Origin of the sequence: Okeania hirsuta, assembly GCF_003838195.1 — a bacterium.
Lineage (GTDB): Bacteria > Cyanobacteriota > Cyanobacteriia > Cyanobacteriales > Microcoleaceae > Okeania > Okeania hirsuta.
This window is the reverse complement of record NZ_RCBY01000066.1, coordinates 1-20,046: the sequence shown is the minus strand read 5'-3', so window position 1 is coordinate 20,046 and position 20,046 is coordinate 1. Positions and strand designations below refer to the sequence as shown.

General features: G+C 34.1%; 17 protein-coding genes. 10 read left to right on the top strand and 7 right to left on the bottom strand.

What is annotated here, in order from left to right; all coding sequences use genetic code 11:
- Positions 1-743 precede the first annotated feature (743 nt).
- The 3 genes from D5R40_RS13275 to D5R40_RS41005 all read left to right on the top strand — a co-directional run bounded on the left by D5R40_RS13275 (position 744) and on the right by D5R40_RS41005 (position 3,557).
- Positions 744-2,522 (top strand): NACHT domain-containing protein, encoded by a 1,779-nt coding sequence (locus tag D5R40_RS13275; RefSeq protein ID WP_161564990.1) that lies wholly within the window; start codon positions 744-746, stop codon positions 2,520-2,522.
- Between the two features lie 20 nt (positions 2,523-2,542).
- Positions 2,543-3,232: a hypothetical protein gene (locus tag D5R40_RS13270; RefSeq protein ID WP_124145031.1), complete on the top strand. Its 690-nt coding sequence runs from the start codon at positions 2,543-2,545 to the stop codon at positions 3,230-3,232.
- Between the two features lie 196 nt (positions 3,233-3,428).
- Positions 3,429-3,557, top strand: coding sequence for a hypothetical protein (locus tag D5R40_RS41005; RefSeq protein WP_275670374.1), 129 nt, complete (start codon positions 3,429-3,431; stop codon positions 3,555-3,557).
- A gap of 227 nt (positions 3,558-3,784) precedes the next feature.
- Here the strand turns inward: D5R40_RS41005 and dnaB are convergent, their stop codons facing one another.
- Positions 3,785-7,264 (bottom strand): replicative DNA helicase, encoded by a 3,480-nt coding sequence (gene dnaB / locus D5R40_RS13265; protein ID WP_124145032.1) that lies wholly within the window; start codon positions 7,262-7,264, stop codon positions 3,785-3,787.
- A 457-nt stretch (positions 7,265-7,721) separates the two neighbouring features.
- Positions 7,722-8,180 (bottom strand): 50S ribosomal protein L9, encoded by a 459-nt coding sequence (rplI, locus tag D5R40_RS13260; RefSeq protein WP_124145033.1) that lies wholly within the window; start codon positions 8,178-8,180, stop codon positions 7,722-7,724.
- Positions 8,181-8,450: 270 nt separating this feature from the next.
- On the opposite strand from rplI, the gene proX (D5R40_RS13255) reads away from it, so the two are divergent.
- Positions 8,451-9,461: a glycine betaine/L-proline ABC transporter substrate-binding protein ProX gene (gene proX / locus D5R40_RS13255; RefSeq protein WP_124145034.1), complete on the top strand. Its 1,011-nt coding sequence runs from the start codon at positions 8,451-8,453 to the stop codon at positions 9,459-9,461.
- A gap of 287 nt (positions 9,462-9,748) precedes the next feature.
- Here proX (D5R40_RS13255) and D5R40_RS41000 read toward each other — a convergent pair whose 3' ends face one another.
- The 3 genes from D5R40_RS41000 to D5R40_RS13250 form a co-directional block, all read right to left on the bottom strand.
- On the bottom strand, positions 9,749-9,883 hold the full coding sequence (locus D5R40_RS41000; RefSeq protein ID WP_275670375.1) for a hypothetical protein: 135 nt from the start codon (positions 9,881-9,883) through the stop codon (positions 9,749-9,751).
- Positions 9,884-9,988: 105 nt separating this feature from the next.
- Complete coding sequence (locus D5R40_RS40995; protein WP_275670376.1) at positions 9,989-10,111, bottom strand: hypothetical protein; 123 nt, start codon at positions 10,109-10,111, stop codon at positions 9,989-9,991.
- A gap of 24 nt (positions 10,112-10,135) precedes the next feature.
- A complete protein-coding gene (locus D5R40_RS13250; RefSeq protein ID WP_124145035.1) occupies positions 10,136-10,450 on the bottom strand; it encodes a hypothetical protein in 315 nt (104 codons plus the stop codon).
- Between the two features lie 199 nt (positions 10,451-10,649).
- On the opposite strand from D5R40_RS13250, the gene proX (D5R40_RS13245) reads away from it, so the two are divergent.
- The 6 genes from proX (D5R40_RS13245) to D5R40_RS13220 all read left to right on the top strand — a co-directional run bounded on the left by proX (D5R40_RS13245) (position 10,650) and on the right by D5R40_RS13220 (position 17,792).
- On the top strand, positions 10,650-11,663 hold the full coding sequence (gene proX / locus D5R40_RS13245) for a glycine betaine/L-proline ABC transporter substrate-binding protein ProX (RefSeq protein WP_124145036.1): 1,014 nt from the start codon (positions 10,650-10,652) through the stop codon (positions 11,661-11,663).
- A gap of 458 nt (positions 11,664-12,121) precedes the next feature.
- Positions 12,122-12,409, top strand: a complete 288-nt coding sequence (locus D5R40_RS39550) for a glycine betaine ABC transporter substrate-binding protein (RefSeq protein WP_240038955.1) — start codon at positions 12,122-12,124, stop codon at positions 12,407-12,409.
- A 472-nt stretch (positions 12,410-12,881) separates the two neighbouring features.
- Positions 12,882-13,466: a glycine betaine/L-proline ABC transporter substrate-binding protein ProX gene (proX, locus tag D5R40_RS13235; RefSeq protein ID WP_339379606.1), complete on the top strand. Its 585-nt coding sequence runs from the start codon at positions 12,882-12,884 to the stop codon at positions 13,464-13,466.
- Between the two features lie 922 nt (positions 13,467-14,388).
- Positions 14,389-16,215 (top strand): threonine--tRNA ligase, encoded by a 1,827-nt coding sequence (gene thrS, locus D5R40_RS13230; RefSeq protein WP_124145037.1) that lies wholly within the window; start codon positions 14,389-14,391, stop codon positions 16,213-16,215.
- 1,116 nt (positions 16,216-17,331) lie between these two features.
- Positions 17,332-17,520, top strand: coding sequence for a hypothetical protein (locus D5R40_RS13225; protein ID WP_044136527.1), 189 nt, complete (start codon positions 17,332-17,334; stop codon positions 17,518-17,520).
- The gene (locus tag D5R40_RS13220) at positions 17,505-17,792 is read left to right on the top strand and encodes a type II toxin-antitoxin system RelE/ParE family toxin (protein WP_124145038.1); all 288 of its coding nucleotides are present in this window, start codon (positions 17,505-17,507) and stop codon (positions 17,790-17,792) included. The genes D5R40_RS13225 and D5R40_RS13220 overlap by 16 nt, the downstream gene beginning before the upstream one ends.
- Positions 17,793-18,088: 296 nt before the next feature.
- Here D5R40_RS13220 and D5R40_RS35180 read toward each other — a convergent pair whose 3' ends face one another.
- Together D5R40_RS35180 and D5R40_RS13210 are read right to left on the bottom strand one after the other, a co-directional pair.
- On the bottom strand, positions 18,089-18,289 hold the full coding sequence (locus tag D5R40_RS35180) for a hypothetical protein (protein WP_124145039.1): 201 nt from the start codon (positions 18,287-18,289) through the stop codon (positions 18,089-18,091).
- Positions 18,283-19,938, bottom strand: a complete 1,656-nt coding sequence (locus tag D5R40_RS13210; protein WP_124145040.1) for a YcjF family protein — start codon at positions 19,936-19,938, stop codon at positions 18,283-18,285. Before D5R40_RS13210 ends, D5R40_RS35180 begins: the two co-directional genes overlap by 7 nt.
- Between the last annotated feature and the right edge of the window lie 108 nt (positions 19,939-20,046).

The following is a 20,046-nucleotide window of genomic DNA, read 5'->3' as shown; positions in this document are numbered from 1 at the left end:
CCTAAATGGTTTGCGAGAAAAACTGTAGGGGTTTGGTCTCCCAACCCAAGCATGGAGACTAAACCTCTACGATAAAATATGAGAACTTATTTAGAATTGCTATATTAACTGAATAGCTACTTATTTATGCTAGAAATAATATCAAATTTATCAATAATAATTTCTTCTTTCAAGACAATACTTAGTAATTATAATCTAACTGATAAGACAGTTTTGACTCAGGAGGCAAACTAAAAGCTAATAGTTGAAGACTAATACTTATATTAAATCCAGATAATTATTACACCTAAGTCATTGCGACTTACACTCTGTGGAAGGAAGCAATCTCAGGGGTTTGAGAGATTGCTTCCTATCGTCGCAATGATGACTGTTCAACTGGATTTTATATTAGGAATTTTGCTACAAATTTTCTGTAATGATAATCGTTAAATCTATTGTCAAAATAATTGGGTATAAAATCTTGTATTTTAATCAGTTATCAGTTAAATATTTTTTCTAGTTTTATCAAAATAACAAAGTAAGAATTTAACTTCTGAATTCTGACTTAATAACTTCTGACTTGAACTTGATATGCCTAAATCTAATTTCTCTTACACTCAACTTTTTCGACACAAATTTAACCGAAGGAAGTTATACAAGGTTGGGTAACTCGTTTCATTAATACTGTTGGCAACTGATTATATAATCAAATTGCTGGTTTTGAATGGTTTTGGAATTACTCTCTAAAACGCTATAAAAATGGTTTGATTAATAAACATCAAGAACTAAAAGTTTCTTTTCTTCCTAACCATCCTTTAAATCTGCAAAAAATTTATTTATCTTTGCAATTTTTGGAAAAAGCTAATAATGAACCAATTAATTTTTCTGAGATTAAAAAATATAATCGTTTGGCTATTAAGGGGCAACCTGGAGCTGGAAAAACACTTTTATTAAAATATCTTGTTCTTTCTTGGGCAAGGGAAAAATTAAAAACTTCCTCTAATGAATATGTGCCGATTTTATTAGAGTTATATCCCTTGAATGAAATAGAAATTTCTGCCCTCAACATAGAATTATTAAAACAGAAATTAGTAGAAGCTTTAGATAGGGATGATTTTCCTAAAGCTAATTCTTTTGTCGAGCGAAATCTGGAAAAAGGAAAATTATTTCTGTTATTTGATGGATTAGATGAAGTCAAAAGTTTGATTCGCCCTCAAGTTGTACAAGCTATTAATGACTTATTAGATAAATATGATAAATGTCGAGTAATTATTACTTGTCGGGCAGCAGTTTATCGGAATAATTTTGCTGAGTCCGTCGAGAAAACTTTAGATATTAAAGAATTTAGCGACAGACAAATGCGACTCTTTTTAGAAGCATGGAAATCTGAAATGCCTCCAGATAAATCTATCGATCAACTCATACAAACTTTGAGAGATAGACCCCTAATTATGGAGTTAGCTAGAAATCCTTTAATGCTGACTATTGTTGCTCATCTTTATACTCAACCTGCTTTTGTTTTGCCTCAGTCTCGGTCAGATTTTTATCAAGAATCTACTCATATTTTATTGAATCAATGGCAGAATAATTTTAATCAATATAAAGAGAGTGCTCATAAACGGAGAGTTTTACAACATCTGGCTTTATTTGCTCAAGATAATGCTAGTAAACAACAAAAGAATGACTTGAGTTTAGATTATGAAATTGTCGTAGAACAAATTCAAAAAGTTTTACCCGATTTGAATCTCAATCCTGAAACAGATACTCAACCAATATTAAAAGAAATTGTCGAACGTAGTGGATTATTATTGGAAATTGAAAGGGGAGATAAATATCAGTTTGCTCATTTAACTTTGCAAGAATATTTTGCGGCAACAGCTTTGAGAGATAGAGAAAATGAGTTAATAGAAAGGTTTAAAAATGACCCGGAACGTTGGCGAGAAACAGTTAAACTTTGGTGTGGTTTTGCCGGGAATAGTACAAATTTAATAGAGGTTATTTATCAGGAAGATTCTCTGACAGCTTTTGAATGTTTAGCAGATGCTCAAGAAGTTTCTCCTACTTTGGCAGAGAAAATTATTGAAGAGTTTAAGGAAAAATTGGCAGAAGCAAATTCTGATGAAAATTTAGCTAGAGCTTTTGGAGCAGTTGCTTCTGATGTTCGTGAAAGAGGTAGGGGAAAAGTTGTTTTTGAGTTTCTAGAAAATGCTTTGAATAATTATGAATCTTTGGAAATTCGTCAGGCGTCTGTTAAGGCATTATCTAAAACAAATTTGCCACAAGCGGCGGATATTTTGTTTAGGTATTATGAGGATATTAATTTGGCAGATGCTCGTTTAGCACTTATTAATATGGGAGATATTGCAGTTTCTTTATTGAAGGGTTTAGCAGAGCAAGGTTCGGAAATGGCAATGAGAGATTTAGTCAAAATTGGTACTCCTTATTCGAGAGAAATTTTAAATGGTTTACTTTATCATTCTAATGAAAATATTCAGAGGTTAGCTGCTTTAAATTTGGCAGAATTTAGGAGTCTAAATAATTAGGTTTTCTAGGAGTGAGAAATATGGCAGAAGTTGATGATAGATTTAATTTAAGAGATTGGGAATGGATAGCAGTTCATTTTCCGCCATCAGAAAGAGAAAGCATGGCAAAAGTAGCTTGGTTGATTTGTTGTAAGTGCACTCCTAAACAAATTTCTCAATATAATCCCGATCCAAGAATAGTAATTCCTTTATGCGCGATAGTATTGTTTGATGAAATTGATGAGATTAATGAGATTAATCCTAGCGAGAGATGGCAATCTCTATTTGAAACTTTAGATAGAGATTTACAATTTGTCTTACTATCTATTCTCATAAAGTACCGTCCTCCAATTCGTGATAACTGGTATAATCTTTTTCTAGATGTAAAACTTGAGTTTTTACTAGTATTTTATTTACCACTTATAACAATTTTTATTGTAACAATTTTTATTGTAAGTTTTGATTTTCCTGTGGGCGTGAATTTCTTAGTTCAGCTAATTATACTTTTGATTTTACAGATTTACACAACAAACATAGGTCAAAAGATGACTAATCCCCTCAAGAACATTTTAAAATCTGATAGTTTTGCAAATCTGATTTTTGAAACTGCTGAAATTACCCCGATGAAAATTTTCCTATATTTAACCCTATACGATTCAGTTAAGGATTTTTTTTGGCAGTTCTGTAAAAAGATTGGCAATTTAAGCAGAAGGCTGATAACTGATAACTGAAGAGGTGATCGCCCTCAAAACTATACTATCTTGCTTGTGTTGAAGAAAAAGTCATGCGTAATGACAAACAACCACACTTAAATATTAAAGTATCAGAAAAATTGTGAGAGCGCAACCCCTAAATCCTTTGACGCGCCGATTTTTTTTGGAGCTTCATAGAATGACAATATTGGTGATTTGCCACTGAGGAGGTTAGATGAAAAAATTTAATGATGAAAAAAAATGGATTGAGCGATCGCGAAGCGGAACAGAGTTCTATCGCTCTATAATATTTCATCCTTTAAAAATTGGTAATTTAGGTAGAAAGCTGATAACTGATAACTGAAAAGAGGAAGCAACTGAAAATCCTTCGACGTGCCGATTTTTTTTTCATAAGCTTCACAAAATGAAAATATTCGTACTTTTCCACTGAGGAGAAATAGATGGAAAGATTTGACGAGGGAAAAACTAGCATTCATTTATTGAGAGCTTCACAAGATGAAAATATTTCTGGTATTGCTCCTGGGAAAATTCCTGAGACTGGTAACTGATAACTGATAACTGATAACTGATTTATCTGTTCCCTGTTCCCTGTTCCCTGTTCCCTCTTATTGCCAAATTTCTAAACTTAGTAAACTGGGGGTCAAACAATAACTTAACCGTACCAGTCGGCCCATTCCGATGCTTAGTAATAATCACCTCAGCAATACCCTGGTCCGGGGTATCTGGGGAATAATACTCATCCCGATAAAGCATAATAACTAAATCAGCATCTTGTTCAATAGAGTTATGAACAACAATCTCATTTGCCACAAAATTATGTAGACTAGGCACAGTTAAGTCAAAAACCTCCGCCTCACCATCTGGTCTTATTTCCACAATTTCATCCCATTTAACATCAATTTGAGTAGGTTTTTCCCACTCCCGACACTTAACTACAGACCCTAAATTTCCACCATATTTTGGCCTAAAATCCATTTGATACAAAAGTTGCCCACAATACAATATTGAATATTTAAGCATTTTTTGGTTCAAAATAGCAAGAGAATCCCCAATATTCAGAGTATTTAACTGTTTCCAACCCCCCATAGAAAAGAAAGGATGATTAGCCGTTGCCCGAATCAATTTTCCCGAAGAAGTTTGCAAAGAAAATATAGGTTTAACCCCAGTAGAAAAAACCCTACTAACAATAGCTGACTCAAATTTTCCAGTATTTTCATTCAACGCCAAAACAGAAAAATTAGACTTACCAACCAGATGAGAAATAGGAATTTTTTTACCATCAGCTAAACAAATTAAAGTATCTCCAGTCAAACAACCAGACTCTCTTAAGTCAGACATCATCGGTCTTTTATTAGTTCGAGACTCTACACTTCTACTAAGTTGAGACAAAGCAATAATCGGTACTGAAATTTCTCGTGCCAAACCCTTCAAACTCCGAGTAATTCTTGCCAACTCCAACACTCGATTATCAGTATTACTCCCCTCCATTAACTGTAGATAATCTAATAAAATTAATCCTAATGCTTCACCTTGTTCACTTTGTAATTGTCTGACTTTTGAACGAATTTCATTAACAGTAATATTAGGAGTATCATCAATAAAAATTGGCATTTCAGCAAGAGTACCAATAGCGGAAGTTAAAGGTTCCCATTCACTCTGACTAATTCGTCCAGACCGCAATCTATTACTTTCAATTCTTGCCTCACTTGCTAATAGTCTTAATACTAATTGTTCCTTAGACATTTCTAGGCTAAAAATTGCTACTGGTAATTTGAGATTAGCTGCAATACTATGACCAATATTTACAGCGAAGCTAGTATTGTGGAGGCAAATATCATTAGCTACAAAATTATGAGTTTCTGGCACAGTCAGATCGTATACTTGCTTTTCTCCTACTGGTTCTATAGAAACAATTTCATCCCAGTAAATATCGTCATTTTCTAATTGTTCGACTAATAAATTTCCGTCTCTGACTAAATTTAATCTGCTGGAGGGGAAATCTAGATTTATAGATGGAAAATTTCTCATATCTGACAGAATATTTTTCCCACAGAAAGTCTCAGTAGTAGTTAGATTATTGAAATTTTGCTCGGTCTTTTCTTTTCCATTTTTGCTCTGTGCTGAAAGATATCTAGATTCAGCAAACTTTTCCATCACATCAACAATTTCATTCCACAAAATCTGAGTATTTTCTAATTCCTCAACCCAGAAATTCTCCTGTCTGACTAAATTTAATCTATAGGAGGGAAAATCTAGATTTATAAATGGAAAATTTCTCATATCTGACAGAATATTTTTCCCACCGAAAGTATCAGTAGTAGTTAGATTATTGAAATTTTGCTCGGTCTTGACTTTTCTATTTTTGCTCTGTGCCAAGAGAAATCTAGATTCGGCAAACTTTTCCATCACAGAAATTATTTCATTGCCGAAAATTTCCCTACCTTTGAGTTTTTCAACCAAGGCATTTTCGTTTCTGAGTAAATCCAAACTTTCTGATGGAACATTACCAATATTTGCTAGAAAGTTTTGTCGAAATAAGACATCAGTAGTAGTTAGATTATTGAAATTTTGCTCGGTCTTTTCTTTTCCATTTTTGCTCTGTGCCGAAAGGATGATAGATGGAGCAAACTTTTTCATCACAACAAGAACTTTATCCCAGAAACCCTCTGTATTTTCTAATTTCTCAACCCAAAAATTCTCCTTTCTGACTAAATTTAATCTGCTAGAGGATAAATCTAAGTTTTCTAATGGAAAATTACCAATATCTAGCACCAAATTTTTGAGGGATACTTTATCTGTAATAGTTAAATGCCACAAATATTTATTCGTCTTTCCTTTCCTACTTCTACACTCTTCAACCTTTTCAATAGCAGCAATAATTCCAAATCTGAGCAAAAGATGTTGTACTTGCCTAACAAACTTTTCACTAACCACAGAATAGCCTAAACATACTGCCCCAGTTTCAAATATTTTTACCCATCCATCCAGGGAAAATAAATATCTAATAAATAAAGCTAATTGCGACTTTTCTAATTTAAAGACAATAGGAGAAAGACAGAAATTATCAGAATCAATCAGAGAAGCAAACTGATTTTCTGGAATAGTTTCATCGCCAAAAACATCTAACCGACGGGGTACAGCTATTTTTTCTCCTACCTGTAATTTTGCCAAAGGTTTCCAACCATCAACCGTTAGAAAAGGATGAGTAATTGTCGTCTCTACAAATCTTCCTGATTTTGTCGTTACTCTAAATACAGGTTTAATTCCATCATCAATAAAAGCAGAAGGTTTAGTAATCTGAAACTTCCAATTTTTGCCTAAAGTTAATAACTCCGTTTCTTGCCTTTGATAAACTTCTGCCAAAGTAATTAAACTGCCATCTTTTTGCAAAACTAAAGTATCATAAGCAGCACATTTTCCCATTGAGGGACGACCAGCTACAATAATTAAATCCGAACGTTGAAAACCTCCAGTCATTGCATCCAGATCGTAAAAACCACAAGCAAGACCAGGTAAAGCAACTCCCTCATTTCTATCTTCAATATCCTGAAAAGTATTAATTAAAGTCTCAGAAATAGGAACTAAATCTTGTTGTGGTTTATCCTGAGTCAGAGCAAATATTTTTTGTTCAGCTTGGTCAAGAATAGTTTTTAATTCAGTAGCTGTTTGAAACCCTAAATCAAAAATTTCATTTCCTGCTTGAATTAATTTTCTGCGGATATATTTATCAATAACTAAAACAGCATATTGGTCAATATTAACCGCCGAAACAGTTCGTTCTAATAGTTGAACTATTTTTACTTGCCCGCCAATTTTTTCTAATTGATTATTGTCAGTAAGCCAACTGGTAACAGTCATTAAATCTGTAGGTTTGCCCTGATTATAAAGTTGCCACATTGCTTTATAAAGAATTTGATGAGCTTCAATGGCAAAAAACTCTGGGCGTAATAACTCTGTCACTCGATTAATAGCTTCTGGGTCGAGGAGAATACCACCTAAAATAGCTTCTTCCGCTTCAATATTTTGGGGAGGTAGGCGATCGCTAGACATCTGTGATTTACCTACAATTATTTAAAATTTATTTGAAAAGGGAATAGGTAGTAGGGAGTAGGGAGTAGAGTTTAAATTACTCTGGTAGAAAAATCCATACTCAATCCAATTGCTGAATATTAAAGTCGAGGAGAATGCCACCTAAAATAGCTTCTTCCGCTTCAATATTTTGGGGAGGTAGGCGATTGTTAGACATCTGTGATTTACCTACAATTATTTAAAATTTATTTGAAAAGGGAATAGGGAGTAGAGTTTAAATTACTCTGTTAGAAAAATCCATACTCAATCCAATTGCTGAATATTACAGTTGGACTAAAGTCAAAAGTCAAAGATTGTCTATCAAAGGATACTTACGCATTTTCGAGTCATAAAATCTAGATTTAGTGTGGCACTAGAGCATTTATTTACATAAACCCTAATTTCTTTTTAACTTTTGACTTTTGACTTTTGACTTTAATTAACTACCCACTACTTGAATCTCTACTTCAGCAGTTACCTCTGGATGAAGTTTAATTTGAGCTTTGTAGAATCCAACCTTGCTAATTTCTGGCAAAGTAACGCCACGTCTATCAATTTCTTGACCAGTATTTTCCTTAATTACATCCACCAATTCTCTATCAGTAACAGTACCAAAAATCGCATCATTTTCACCAACTTGTTTAGCAATTTTAAAGCGACCAACTGTTTCCAAAGCCGTCTTTTGAGCTTCTGCTGCTTGCTTCAATTCTATTTGTCTTTGTCGCTCTTGTTCTCTACGACGTTCTACCTGTTTAAGAATACCTGGAGTAGTACGAAAAGCAATTTTCTGAGGAATCAAATAGTTACGAGCATAACCAGGAGCTACTTCTACCACATCTCCTGATATTCCCAAATTTTTCACATCTTGATTCAGGACTACCTGTAATTTTTTGGCCATGATTTTAATTTTTAAATTTTCACTGCAAACTTTAATTATATCCTAAATTTAAAGAATCATAGAGATGATTAGTAAAGTAGATTTACAAAATTAACTGATTAATTTAAGCTAGGGTAATAGCTCAAACCGACTAAATATCTAGATAAGTACAGTTTAAATTTCATTTAAAATTATGTTCTCTAGACTGTAAATCTCCTACTCTATTATACAAGGAAAAAATTATCATCAAATAAATATTCAATAAATGTAAAATTTGCCAATCTAATAAAAATGAAACTTAAACAAAAATTCTTCAAAATTATTTTAGGAATAATCTTGACCAACTTATTAATAGTCTTTACTTCCTGTCAAACATCGCCAAATAATAAAAGTTTAACTATTCGGAGTGCTCATAGTAATTGGATAGAAGAATCATTTCAAACCGAAGTTGTAAATATAGGTTTAGAAAAATTAGGCTACAAGGTCGAAAAACCAAAAGAAATTGATTATCCGGCACTTTATATTTCTATAGGTAATGGAGACTTAGACTATAGCGTTGTTTATTACCAACCAGGACACAAAAAATACTTTGAAAATGCTGGTGGTGAAGAAAAATTAGAGGGAGTGGGAATTTTAACTCCTAATGGAATTCAAGGATATCAAATAGATAAAAAAACCGCCGATAAATATAACATTACTAACCTTCAACAATTAAAAGACCCAGAAATTGCTCAAGTTTTTGACTCAGATAAAGATGGTAAGGCAAATTTAGTTGGTTGTAATCCAGGTTGGGGTTGTGAGTTGACCATAGACCATCACCTTAAAGCTTATGGACTAGAAGATACTGTAGAACATAATCGAGGCCAATATACAATTTTATTAGCAGATGCTATTACTCGTTATCAAAAAGGTGAACCTATTCTTTATTATGCCTATAATCCTCACTGGATATCTGCAGTCTTAAAACCAGGAAAAGATGTAGTTTGGTTAGAAGTTCCTTTCACATCTTTACCAGAATCTATGGGAAATCTGAGTGAAAAAGATACATCAGTAGATGGTAAAAATCTTGGCCTTCCTAAAGGCGATCAGGGTATTGTTGCTAATAAAAAATTCCTAGAAGCTAACTCAGTTGCCAAAAAATGGTTTGAATTAGTCAAAATTCCAGTTGCAGATATGAATACTGAAAGTTTACGTATTAAAGAGGGAGAAGACCAACCAGAAGATATTCAGCGTCATGCTCAAGAGTGGGTAAAAAATCATCAACAAGAATATGATAATTGGTTGGAGGTAGCAAGAAAATAAGCAAGTTAAGTAGGAAAAATCTTCATAAGCTTTCTGTATCACGGGGTGACAAGCACCTCAAAGCTATTGTGGGATAAGGGTTTAAAGGATATAAGCAAGGGTGAAAAATTGACTGGTTTTGTGAGAATGATAATTATTATTAGTGAGAGTGTGGGTGAACTTCGCTCACCCATACCACCACACTGCGTTGATTTATTGTTCAAGTAAATTACTCTCAAAACATTTATGTAAGTCAATTAAAAAATTTTTAATAATCAGATGAATAGTCAGACGTTTCGGGTAAATAATTAAATATGATTTAACATTGACAGAGCTTTTAATCCCCTTTGGTCATCAGACTTTTTCTGAGAATTAAAATTCATCATATCTGTGACAATTTCAACTAAATATTCCCCAGCTATGACCCACAAATCACCATACATACCTACCCAAGAATTGCTATGTATTCTATCTTTTCGCCCTGGTTCTTTTAGTCTAAAAATATATCTTTGACCTCCTGACTTTTTGAGACAATTACCATGGTAACATTAAGCATTATAAGCAATTGCAACTAGTAAAATGAGATTGGTAATACGTTGTGTATTAGCTCTACTTCCTTCTAGATTATATCCCCCTGTTTTACAATCTTTAAACATAGCTTCAATACCCATTATCGACCGATAAAATTTGAGAACTTAATCTAAACTTTCAAGATTTGTCAACAAGTACCAAGGCTCCTTTTCCATCTTGTTTTTATATTTTCGTTTCCAATAAGCAACTAAATTAAAAGATCCCAATCCTTTGTTCTGAGTAATATTGATGTTACTTAAAAATATTTTGGTTCCTGGAGATACAGGTAAATTACTCAATGGATGGTATTTTTGACGGGGTTTTCTATAGTTAGTATCTTGTTTTTGTCCGAAGATGAAATGAATTTTTTGAGTTATAGCTCTAATTTTTAGCCAGTAAGATAATTCGACACCGTGAATTTCACTGTCTCCAATAACCACCAATTTATATTTTTTTAATAAACTTAAAACTGGTCTGATAAGTGCTTTTTGGTCGAGGAAATTAGTAGAGCCTTTTTAATTCAAAATTTGCCATTTGAATCAAAATATATTGCCTTTTGCCTATTCTCAAATTTCTATAAATCTTTAGTGCTGAGAGTAGTAAAATACTATTGATGAAAAAATTTTCCATCAAACCACAATGAAACAAAAATATCTCAAAACTATTCTAGGAACAATTCTCACCAGCTTATTAGTAATTTTTACTTCCTGCCAACAAGTTCCTGATTCTGAAACAGTTACTATTCGGAGTGCTAATAGTAGCTGGATACAAGAATTATTTCAAACCGAAGTAGTGAATATAGGTTTAGAAAAACTCGGCTATAAAATTGAAAGACCAAAACAAATTGAATATCCAGCAATTTATATTTCTCTTGCCAATGGAGATTTAGAATATAGCACTGTTTACTATGAACCACAACACAATGAATTCTTTGAAAATGCTGGTGGTGAAGAAAAGTTAGAGAAAGTTGGAAAATTAACTCCTGATGGAATACAAAGATATGAAATAGACAAAAAAACAGCCGATAAATATAACATTACTAACCTTCAACAATTAAAAAATCCAGAAATAGCCAAACTTTTTGATTCCGATGGAGATGGCAAAGCAAATTTAGTTGGTTGTAATCCTGGTTGGTCTTGTGAATTAATTATCAATCATCATCTTAAAGCTTATGAATTAGAAAATACTGTAGAACATAATCAAGGACAATATGAAATTCTCTTGGCAGATGCAATGACTCGTTATCAGGAAGGAAAACCAATTCTTTATTATGCTTACGAACCTCATTGGATATCGACAGTTTTAAAACCAAATGAAAATGTAGTTTCACTAGAAGTACCTTTCACTTCCTTACCGTCATCTATGGAAAATTTAAGCGAAAAAGATACATCTCTAGATGGAAAAAATCTTGGCTTTCCCCTGCTTCAACAGCGTATAGTAGCGAATCAAAAATTTTTAGAAGTCAACCCAGTTGCCAAAAGATGGTTTGAGTTAGTTGAAATTCCAATTGTGGATATGAATGTTGAAAGTTTACGTATCAAAGAGGGAGAGGACAAACCAGAAGATATTTTGCGCCATGGTCAAGAATGGATAAAAAATAATCAACAAAAATATGATAATTGGCTAGAAACAGCAAAGCAAGCAGCTAATTAAAGTATGGATAAATAATTTTTAATAGCCAATCAGGGGATATTTCATCACTACAAAATCTTAACTAAAAGGATTTTTCAGCGGTTTTCATTAATCTAGAATACAACGATTTATACAATTTTCACCTGCTTGGTGCATATCTATAATTTTTACTGTAGTCTATCTTTGTGAAAACCGCTATAAAAGTAAAAAAAAAGAGTGATTATAAACTAATATTGTTAATCTAGCTCTAGAAAAACTCGGCTATAAAGTAGAAAAGCCAAAGGAAATTGATTACCCAGCACTTTATATTTCTATGGGTAATGGAGACTTAGAATATAGTGTTATTTATTACTTACCAGGACACGAAAAATTCTTTTAAAATGCTGGTGGTGAAGAAAAATTAGAAGGAGTTGGAATTTTAACTCCTAACGGAAGAAGTGGATATCAAATTTATAAAAAAACAGCAATCTATAGGAAATTTGACTGAAAAAGATACATCTCTAGATGGAAAAAATCTAGGTTTTCCCTTACTGCAACAGCATATTGTGGCTAATAAAAAATTCCTAGAAGACAACCCAGTTGCTCAACGATGGTTTGAATTAGTACAAATTCCAGTAGCAGATATGAATGTTGAAAGTTTACTTATTAAAGAGGGTGAAGACAAACCAGAAGATATTCTCCGTCATGCTCAGGAGTGGATAAAAAATAATCAGCAAAAATATGATATTTGGTTAGAAAAAGCGAGAAAAGCTGCTAATTCAGCATAAAAAAATTGCTGATTTTTTAATAATAAAATTGGTTTTAAATTTTATAAAAAAGCTGATACTACTTTTCACATTTTTAGGTTTCAGCTAATTCATAAATAAGTATAAATCAGAGCAAAAAATCAGGAATTAAATTAATTTTAAAATCCTGAAAAAAGTAGGAAGCATATTAACAAGCTTATTAATAGTTTTCACTTCCTGTCAAAAAACTCCTCCTGGAATAGTTACTATTCGTAGTGCCAATAGTACCTGGATACAAGAATTATTTCAAACTGAAGTAGTGAATATAGGCTTAGAAAAACTCGGCTATAAAGTTGAAAAAAACAAAATAGACTTGTCGCTTTATAACTTCAAAAACCCCCAAAAACCTTGTTATATAAGGATTGTAGCTATTGGTGGCTAAAAAGGCCTTGAAATTATTGCTCTGTCTAGGTTGGAGCGATTTTTTCCCTCTATTTAGCGACAACTCTAATAAATTGATTATCCGTCAATCTATATTTCTCTTGCCAATGGAGATTTAGAATATAGCACTGTTTACTATCAACCACAACACAATGAATTCTTTAAAAATGCTGGTGGAAAAGAAAAATTAGAAGGAGTTGGAAATTTAACTCCCAATGACATCCAAGGATATCAAATTGATAAAAAAACAGCCGATAAATATAATATTACTAACATTGAACAATTACAAAATCCAGAAATAGCCAAACTTTTTGATTCTGATGGAGATGGTAAAGCAAATTTAGTAGGTTGTAATCCTGGTTGGTCTTGTGAATTAGTGATCGAGCATCATCTTCAAGCTTATGAATTAGAGGATACTGTAGAAAATAATCAAGGACAATATGAAATTCTCTTAGGAGATGCAATGACTCATTATAAGCAAGGAAAACCAATTATTTATTATGCTTACGAACCTCATTGGATATCTACAAAATTAAAACAAAATAAAGATGTAGTTTGGTTAGAAGTTCCTTTCACCTCCTTACCAAAATCTATGGGAAATTTGAGTGAAAAAGATACATCTCTAGATGGAAAAAATTTGGGCTTTCAGATAATGTAACAGCGTATAGTAGCTAATTAATAAAAAATTCTTAAAAAATAATCCAGTTGCTAAACGATGGTTTGAATTAGTAGAAATTCTAGTTGCCGATATGAGTGAGGAAAGTTTACTTATTAAAGAGGGTGAAGACAAACCAGAAGATATTCCGCTTCATGCTCAAGAATGGGTACAAAATAATCAATAAAAATATGATAATTGGTTAGCAAAAGCAAGACAAGAGACTGATTCATTAGACATCTCCAATAATAAAAAATAAAATTAATTACCCTACAGAAATTATTGATTATTTCTGCCTATTCCCTACTCCCTCTTTTTTGAAGATATCTATTGTAAATAGAATTTAAGCAAAACACTATCCGTAATATAATTAATATAATGGTATATAGTAGTCAAAAACTATAACGTTTTATATATGTAGCGTTAAAGTCGCAAAAATCCCTAAATGAATGATTAACTAAACTAGAATAGAGTCTTCCTCCTTTGCTGTGAATCAAAATTTAGAAAAAAACGCTAGATGTAGTAATCAAAAACTATAACGTTTTATATATGTAGCGTTAAAGTCGCAAAAATTCCTAAATTGATGATTAACTAAACTTAAGTTAAGTCTTCCTCTTCTCCTGTGAATCAGGATTGAGAAAAAAACACTAGATATAGTAATCAAAAACTATAACGTTTTATATATGTAGCGTTAAAGTCGCAAAAATCCCTAAATGAATGATTAACTAAACTAGAATAGAGTCTTCCTCCTTTGCTGTGAATCAAAATTTAGAAAAAAACGCTAGATGTAGTAATCAAAAACTATAACGTTTTATATATGTAGCGTTAAAGTCGCAAAAATTCCTAAATTGATGATTAACTAAACTAGAATAGAGTCTTCCTCTTTTCCTGTGCAAATATAAAAAAAACCAAGAATAAACAGCCAATGTCTAGGCCAGAATCTAATCCTTCCCCAGAACAACCAGAAAAAATCCATTTACCTCGCACCAGCGAGTCAGAAACCCTCAAAAAAATTCGCCATACCACATCCCATGTCATGGCCATGGCAGTACAAAAGCTGTTTCCCAAGGCACAAGTAACAATTGGTCCTTGGATCGAAAATGGCTTTTACTATGACTTTGATACCCCAGAACCATTTACAGAAGCAGATTTAAAAGCCATCAAAAAAGAGATGGTCAAAATCATTAAACGGGATTTACCCGTAATTAGAGAAGAAGTCAGTCGCGAAGAAGCCAAACGTCGAATTGAACAAATTAAAGAACCATATAAATTAGAAATCCTCCAAGACTTAGAAGACCCAATTACCATTTATCATCTTGGCGAACAATGGTGGGATTTATGTGCTGGCCCTCACATTGAAAGTACAAAGCAACTTAATCCCAAAGCAATTGATTTAGAAACTGTTGCTGGTGCTTATTGGCGCGGAGATGAAACCAAAGCCCAATTACAACGTATCTATGGTACTGCTTGGGAAACTCCAGAACAACTGGCCGAATATAAAAGACGTAAAGAAGAAGCTCTCAAAAGAAACCATCGTAAACTAGGTAAAGAATTAGGACTATTTATTTTTTCCGACCTTGTTGGACCGGGATTACCTCTTTGGACTCCGAAGGGTACAATGTTAAAGAATTCACTGAAAGACTTTCTCCAACAAGAACAACTCAAACGGGGTTATTTACCTGTAGATACTCCCCATATTGCCAGAGTAGATTTATTCAAAACTTCCGGACATTGGCAAAAGTATAAAGAGGATATGTTCCCGATGATGGCTGAGGATGAGGAATCAGAAGCTCAGGAACAGGGTTTTGTTTTAAAACCAATGAACTGTCCATTCCATATCCAAATTTATAAACAGGACTTACGTTCTTATCGGGAGTTACCAATACGACTTGCCGAGTTTGGCACTGTTTACCGCCATGAAAAGTCTGGGGAATTAGGTGGTTTAACCCGAGTCCGAGGTTTCACTCAAGATGATTCTCATTTGTTTGTGACACCCGAACAACTTGAAGCCGAGTTTCTTAGTGTGGTAGACTTAACTCTATTTGTGTTTAAAAATCTACAACTAAATAATTTTAAGGCTAGATTAAGTTTCCGTGACCCTGACTCAGATAAGTACATTGGTTCTGATGAGGCTTGGGAAAAAGCTGAAGGTGCAATCCGTGGAGCTGTGGAAAAAATGGGTATGGATCATTTTGAGGGTATTGGTGAAGCGGCATTCTATGGTCCAAAGTTAGATTTTATTTTCCAGGATGCTTTGGAGCGAGAATGGCAGTTAGGCACTGTACAGGTAGATTACAATTTGCCCGAAAGGTTTGATTTGGAATATGTGGCAGAAGATGGGACTAGAAAACGCCCAGTTATGATCCATCGCGCACCTTTTGGTTCCTTGGAAAGGTTAATTGGAATTTTAATTGAGGAATATGCTGGAGATTTTCCTTTGTGGTTAGCTCCTACCCAAACTAAACTTTTGCCTGTTAATTCTGAATTTTTGCCCTTTGCTCAAGAGGTTACTGCTCAGATGCGTAAAGTAGGTATTCGTGCTGAGGTGGATATTAGTAATGAACGTTTGGGTAAGTTGATTAGAAATGCTGAGAAGGCCAAAATTCCTGTAATGGCTGTAGTTGGAGCTAAGGAAGTCGAGTCAAATAGTTTGAGTATTAGGACTCGTGCTGCTGGGGAATTAGGTTCTATAACTGTGCCAGAGGTAATTGAGAAGATGACTGGGGCGATCGCTAACTATGAAAATTTCTAGACTTTGATCTCAACCTTGGTTGAAGACTCATGCTCTCCTGGCAAGGTAGCGTCACATGGGAAAACCGAACATTGATTGGTTTTTCCAAAGCCTGTGATATAGCACTTAAATTAAGGTTGCTGGGCTAGGAGAGTGTCGGATTGGTGACGTACTGTGGAGCAGCCGTAAGACCAAAAAGAGGTTCGGCCTCGGAGACAGGTGCTATGTTTCGCTTCGCGACATGTTTGCGGAGCATTCCGATAGGAAAGCGCAGCTCCTCTGTCAAGAGGCAGCAGAAAGTCCCTATCAGTGATGGAGTGGGAATTTTACGTTGTCGCGTAAGCGCAACATCGGGAGGATTTCAAGTATTGTTGAACCTTACATGACACAACTATCATCAATTCCAATTAGGTTACTACATAAAAAAACTGGAAGTAATTAAAAATCAAAAATATACTTCGACTAATCTCCACATAAGTATTTACACCTGCTTTCTGATAAATTGAGAGGGGGTTTATTTATTTGACTTGTTATTTGATAAGCTCTTGATAGTATTTAAAAGTTTTGAATTGAATAATTCCTGAAAGGCCATAAATCAATAATGATTAGTCCCAAATTATACCATTAAATTATGCCAAATTGCATTTGATAGGTCTATCTATAGAAAGTAAAACTTTTCTTTGAAGACGATTAAGAAGTCTATATCAAGTTATACTTTGCAGGGATCATAAACATAGATGATTGACCAATATGTTATTAGCTATAAGTAATTATACTGGTAGCTGATAGCTCAAAGTGATAGTATTCTCTTTCAAAAGTTAAATCAGATTGTTATATTATTGATAGGTATATTACCTTCCTTATATTTAGAGCCAAGGTCGGCGATAATCTGACATATTTTGTTTGCGAAAGGCGCTAGAACATGAAAGCATCTAATTTAAAGGAACTATATGAGACCAAAAGGTTTCAAAATAATAAAATTAGAGATAAAAATGATTAATATCTTAAAGGTTCTTCTAAGAGGGGATGTGTTTTTCGCTTTTTTCTGCTGGGAAAGCGCAAAAATGCAAAGCACCAGATGTCGCTGTCCAATGGCTCACGTACAGCTAGGAACAGTGACTTAATAATATGAACTTTATGAATACTGCTAAGAAAAAAGTAGAATCTCTATTAAGTAAATTGCCAGATAATTGCTCCCTTGAAGATGTTCAATATCATTTATATGTAATTGAAAAAGTTCTTCATGGTTTAGAAGTAGCTGATAAAGAAAGAAAAATTACACAAGAAGAAGCTGAAGGGCTTTTGAGTAAATGGGTTATAAAGTAGTTTGGTCTTCTAAAGCTATAGATGATGTGGACGCGATTGCTTCCTACATAGCACGTGACTCTGTTTCTTATACTGCAGCAGTAGTCCATAGGATAATTAATGTCACCAAAAATTTGATTCATAATCCTTTACAAGGAGAAGTAGTCAAAGAGTTTGGGGATGAAAGTTACCGACAAGATTATGCTTACAGTTATCGAGTCCTTTATCAAGTTAAAGGTAATATAGTAATTGTTGCTGCGGTTATTCATGGAAAAAGGTTATTAGATTTATAGCTGATAGCGGTCGTGCCCAATCAAATATTAGTTCAGAACCGAGTTTCATTAGAAGCTCGGTTTCCTATCTTGGAGGTACAAAATTCTGGGGCAGTAGGGAGTGAGGGAGTGGGGGAGTAGCACGATTTTTTGTATTTTATATAACTACAGCAGTTTTCTAGTCTTGGAGGTACAAAATTCTGGGGCAATAGGGAGTAGAGGTTCAATGACCCTGAATGATCGACTTTTATCAATTATGTAAACACTCTACAAAATCTAACGAATTGAAAACTCCTTAATTTAGTACTTTAATCAATCTATACTTCTCTTGATTTATCCTTACCGATAAAGGGTATAATATCCGACAGTCTACACGCTGTTGACAATTGCTTGGGGTTATAAGACAGGTAGTAGGTAGGTCGTTGACTACCCCCATGGAATTTTTCCAACAAGGTCAGTCCTAAATCCCTTCTTCCTGATTCCTTCTTCCTTCTTGAAGAGTCTTTAACTGTTACCAATCTTCCCATTTGACTCTACTTTCTGTATCCCAATCATTAATAGTATTATCCTGCTTTATCATCCCCGGAGGTCGATAATTTATTTCATCTTCCTCATCAGATTCTTTTTCCATTTCAACTTCTTCATTCTGGGAATAAATATTAGTCAAAGGTTCTACAACTTTAGCCAACGCATCTTGAATAAACAACTTAACAAATTCATCTTTTCTTGTTAATTGAAATTGTGTTTGTACTACCTCTGTAATGCCACCATCTCCCCAATCTTGATTATGACTAAAATATTCAATAAAACTCTTCCCAGCAATTCTAGTTAAATAAGCTGCACTTACTCCTTGAATTGCCTTCCCAATTAAAAAAGTTGCTATAGTTAATTGTAAAGCTGTAGAAATTAATTTAATCGCCCCTTCAACAATACCTAAACTAGCAAGTGTTTTAGCCAAAGACATTGCTAACTCTTGCCCTCTTTCAAAATTCAATTCACAACCATAAACTTTGCCAATTTCTATTACCATTTGAGCATTAACTGCTGCTGTGGCCAAAACATCTACTACAGGCAAAGGCGTAACAGCAATAACTCCTGCTCCTATCCACTGAAACCTTTCTACAACCTTCTCTGCTTGTCGTCGTCTTTGAGCATCAATTAAACATCTTGCTTCTTCCCCTAACCGTTGAGATTTGAGCAAAATATTATCAGCAATTAAATCTTCTCCCTCAGCCCGCAAAATAGCAGCCATACGTCCGATTAAAGCCATAATATCAGGTTCTGGCTGATATATTTCTCCCGTCTCAAGCTTAACAGAATGAGGATGAGCACCGATCGCCACAATATCCATTTTGCTAAACCCTACTAACCTTTCCCTGAGCTTAACAATAATTGCTTCTCGGTCCTCTTCAGTGTAGAGGTCTATTTTATTAAAGACCACAAGCGATCGCTTACCAATGTCCGCCAAAGCGTTAAAAGCAGCATATTCGGACTTCTGTAAATCATTATCAACCACAAATAATAGTAAATTAGCCTCTGTCGCCAAAACCCTTGCCAGTTGACCCCTTTCCGTACCTGCTACTCCCGCTTCTAAAATTCCTGGAGTATCAGTAATCAAAATTTCTTTTTCCAATCCTGGCATTTTTAAATGATAGGTTTCTCCTACTTTGGTTGACCCCATAGGTGCTTCTACCCTACCCACCATCTGACCCATTAGAGCATTAACAACAGAAGTCTTACCAGCAGAACCTGTACCAAAAACAACTACTTTTACATCACCTCGTGCTAGACTAGCTTCTATTTCTTGTGAACGTTCTAATAACGCTTGTCGAGCCACCTCATCTTGAATCAGTATAGCCTGTTGTCTCACAGCCTTGAGAGATTCAGAAGCTACCTCAGATTTCACAACCGGAATCTTAACTTTAGCTTTTGAACCTCGTCGCCGTTGATTTTTTTGAATGGTATATAGTCTCAAATAATATATGAAAGCAAAAATGACTATTCCAATGAGGAAAATTAATAGTAATAGTAATAGGTTGGCCACAAATCGGGGGGCGGACCATGAAACTTGACTATATAGCCATGATAAAGAACCAATCAGCCAAATTATGAGCAATAAAATTAGGCTTAGACCTAGAATCAATATTAACAGGCGGGAAGTTGGCATTTCTACTTACTTGAAATCAGAGGTTTGAGGTCAAATCAGTTATGAGTTATGAGTTATCATTTTCTTTGTGGGTTTAATACCCCACCGTCTACACGGTGTTCAAAATTA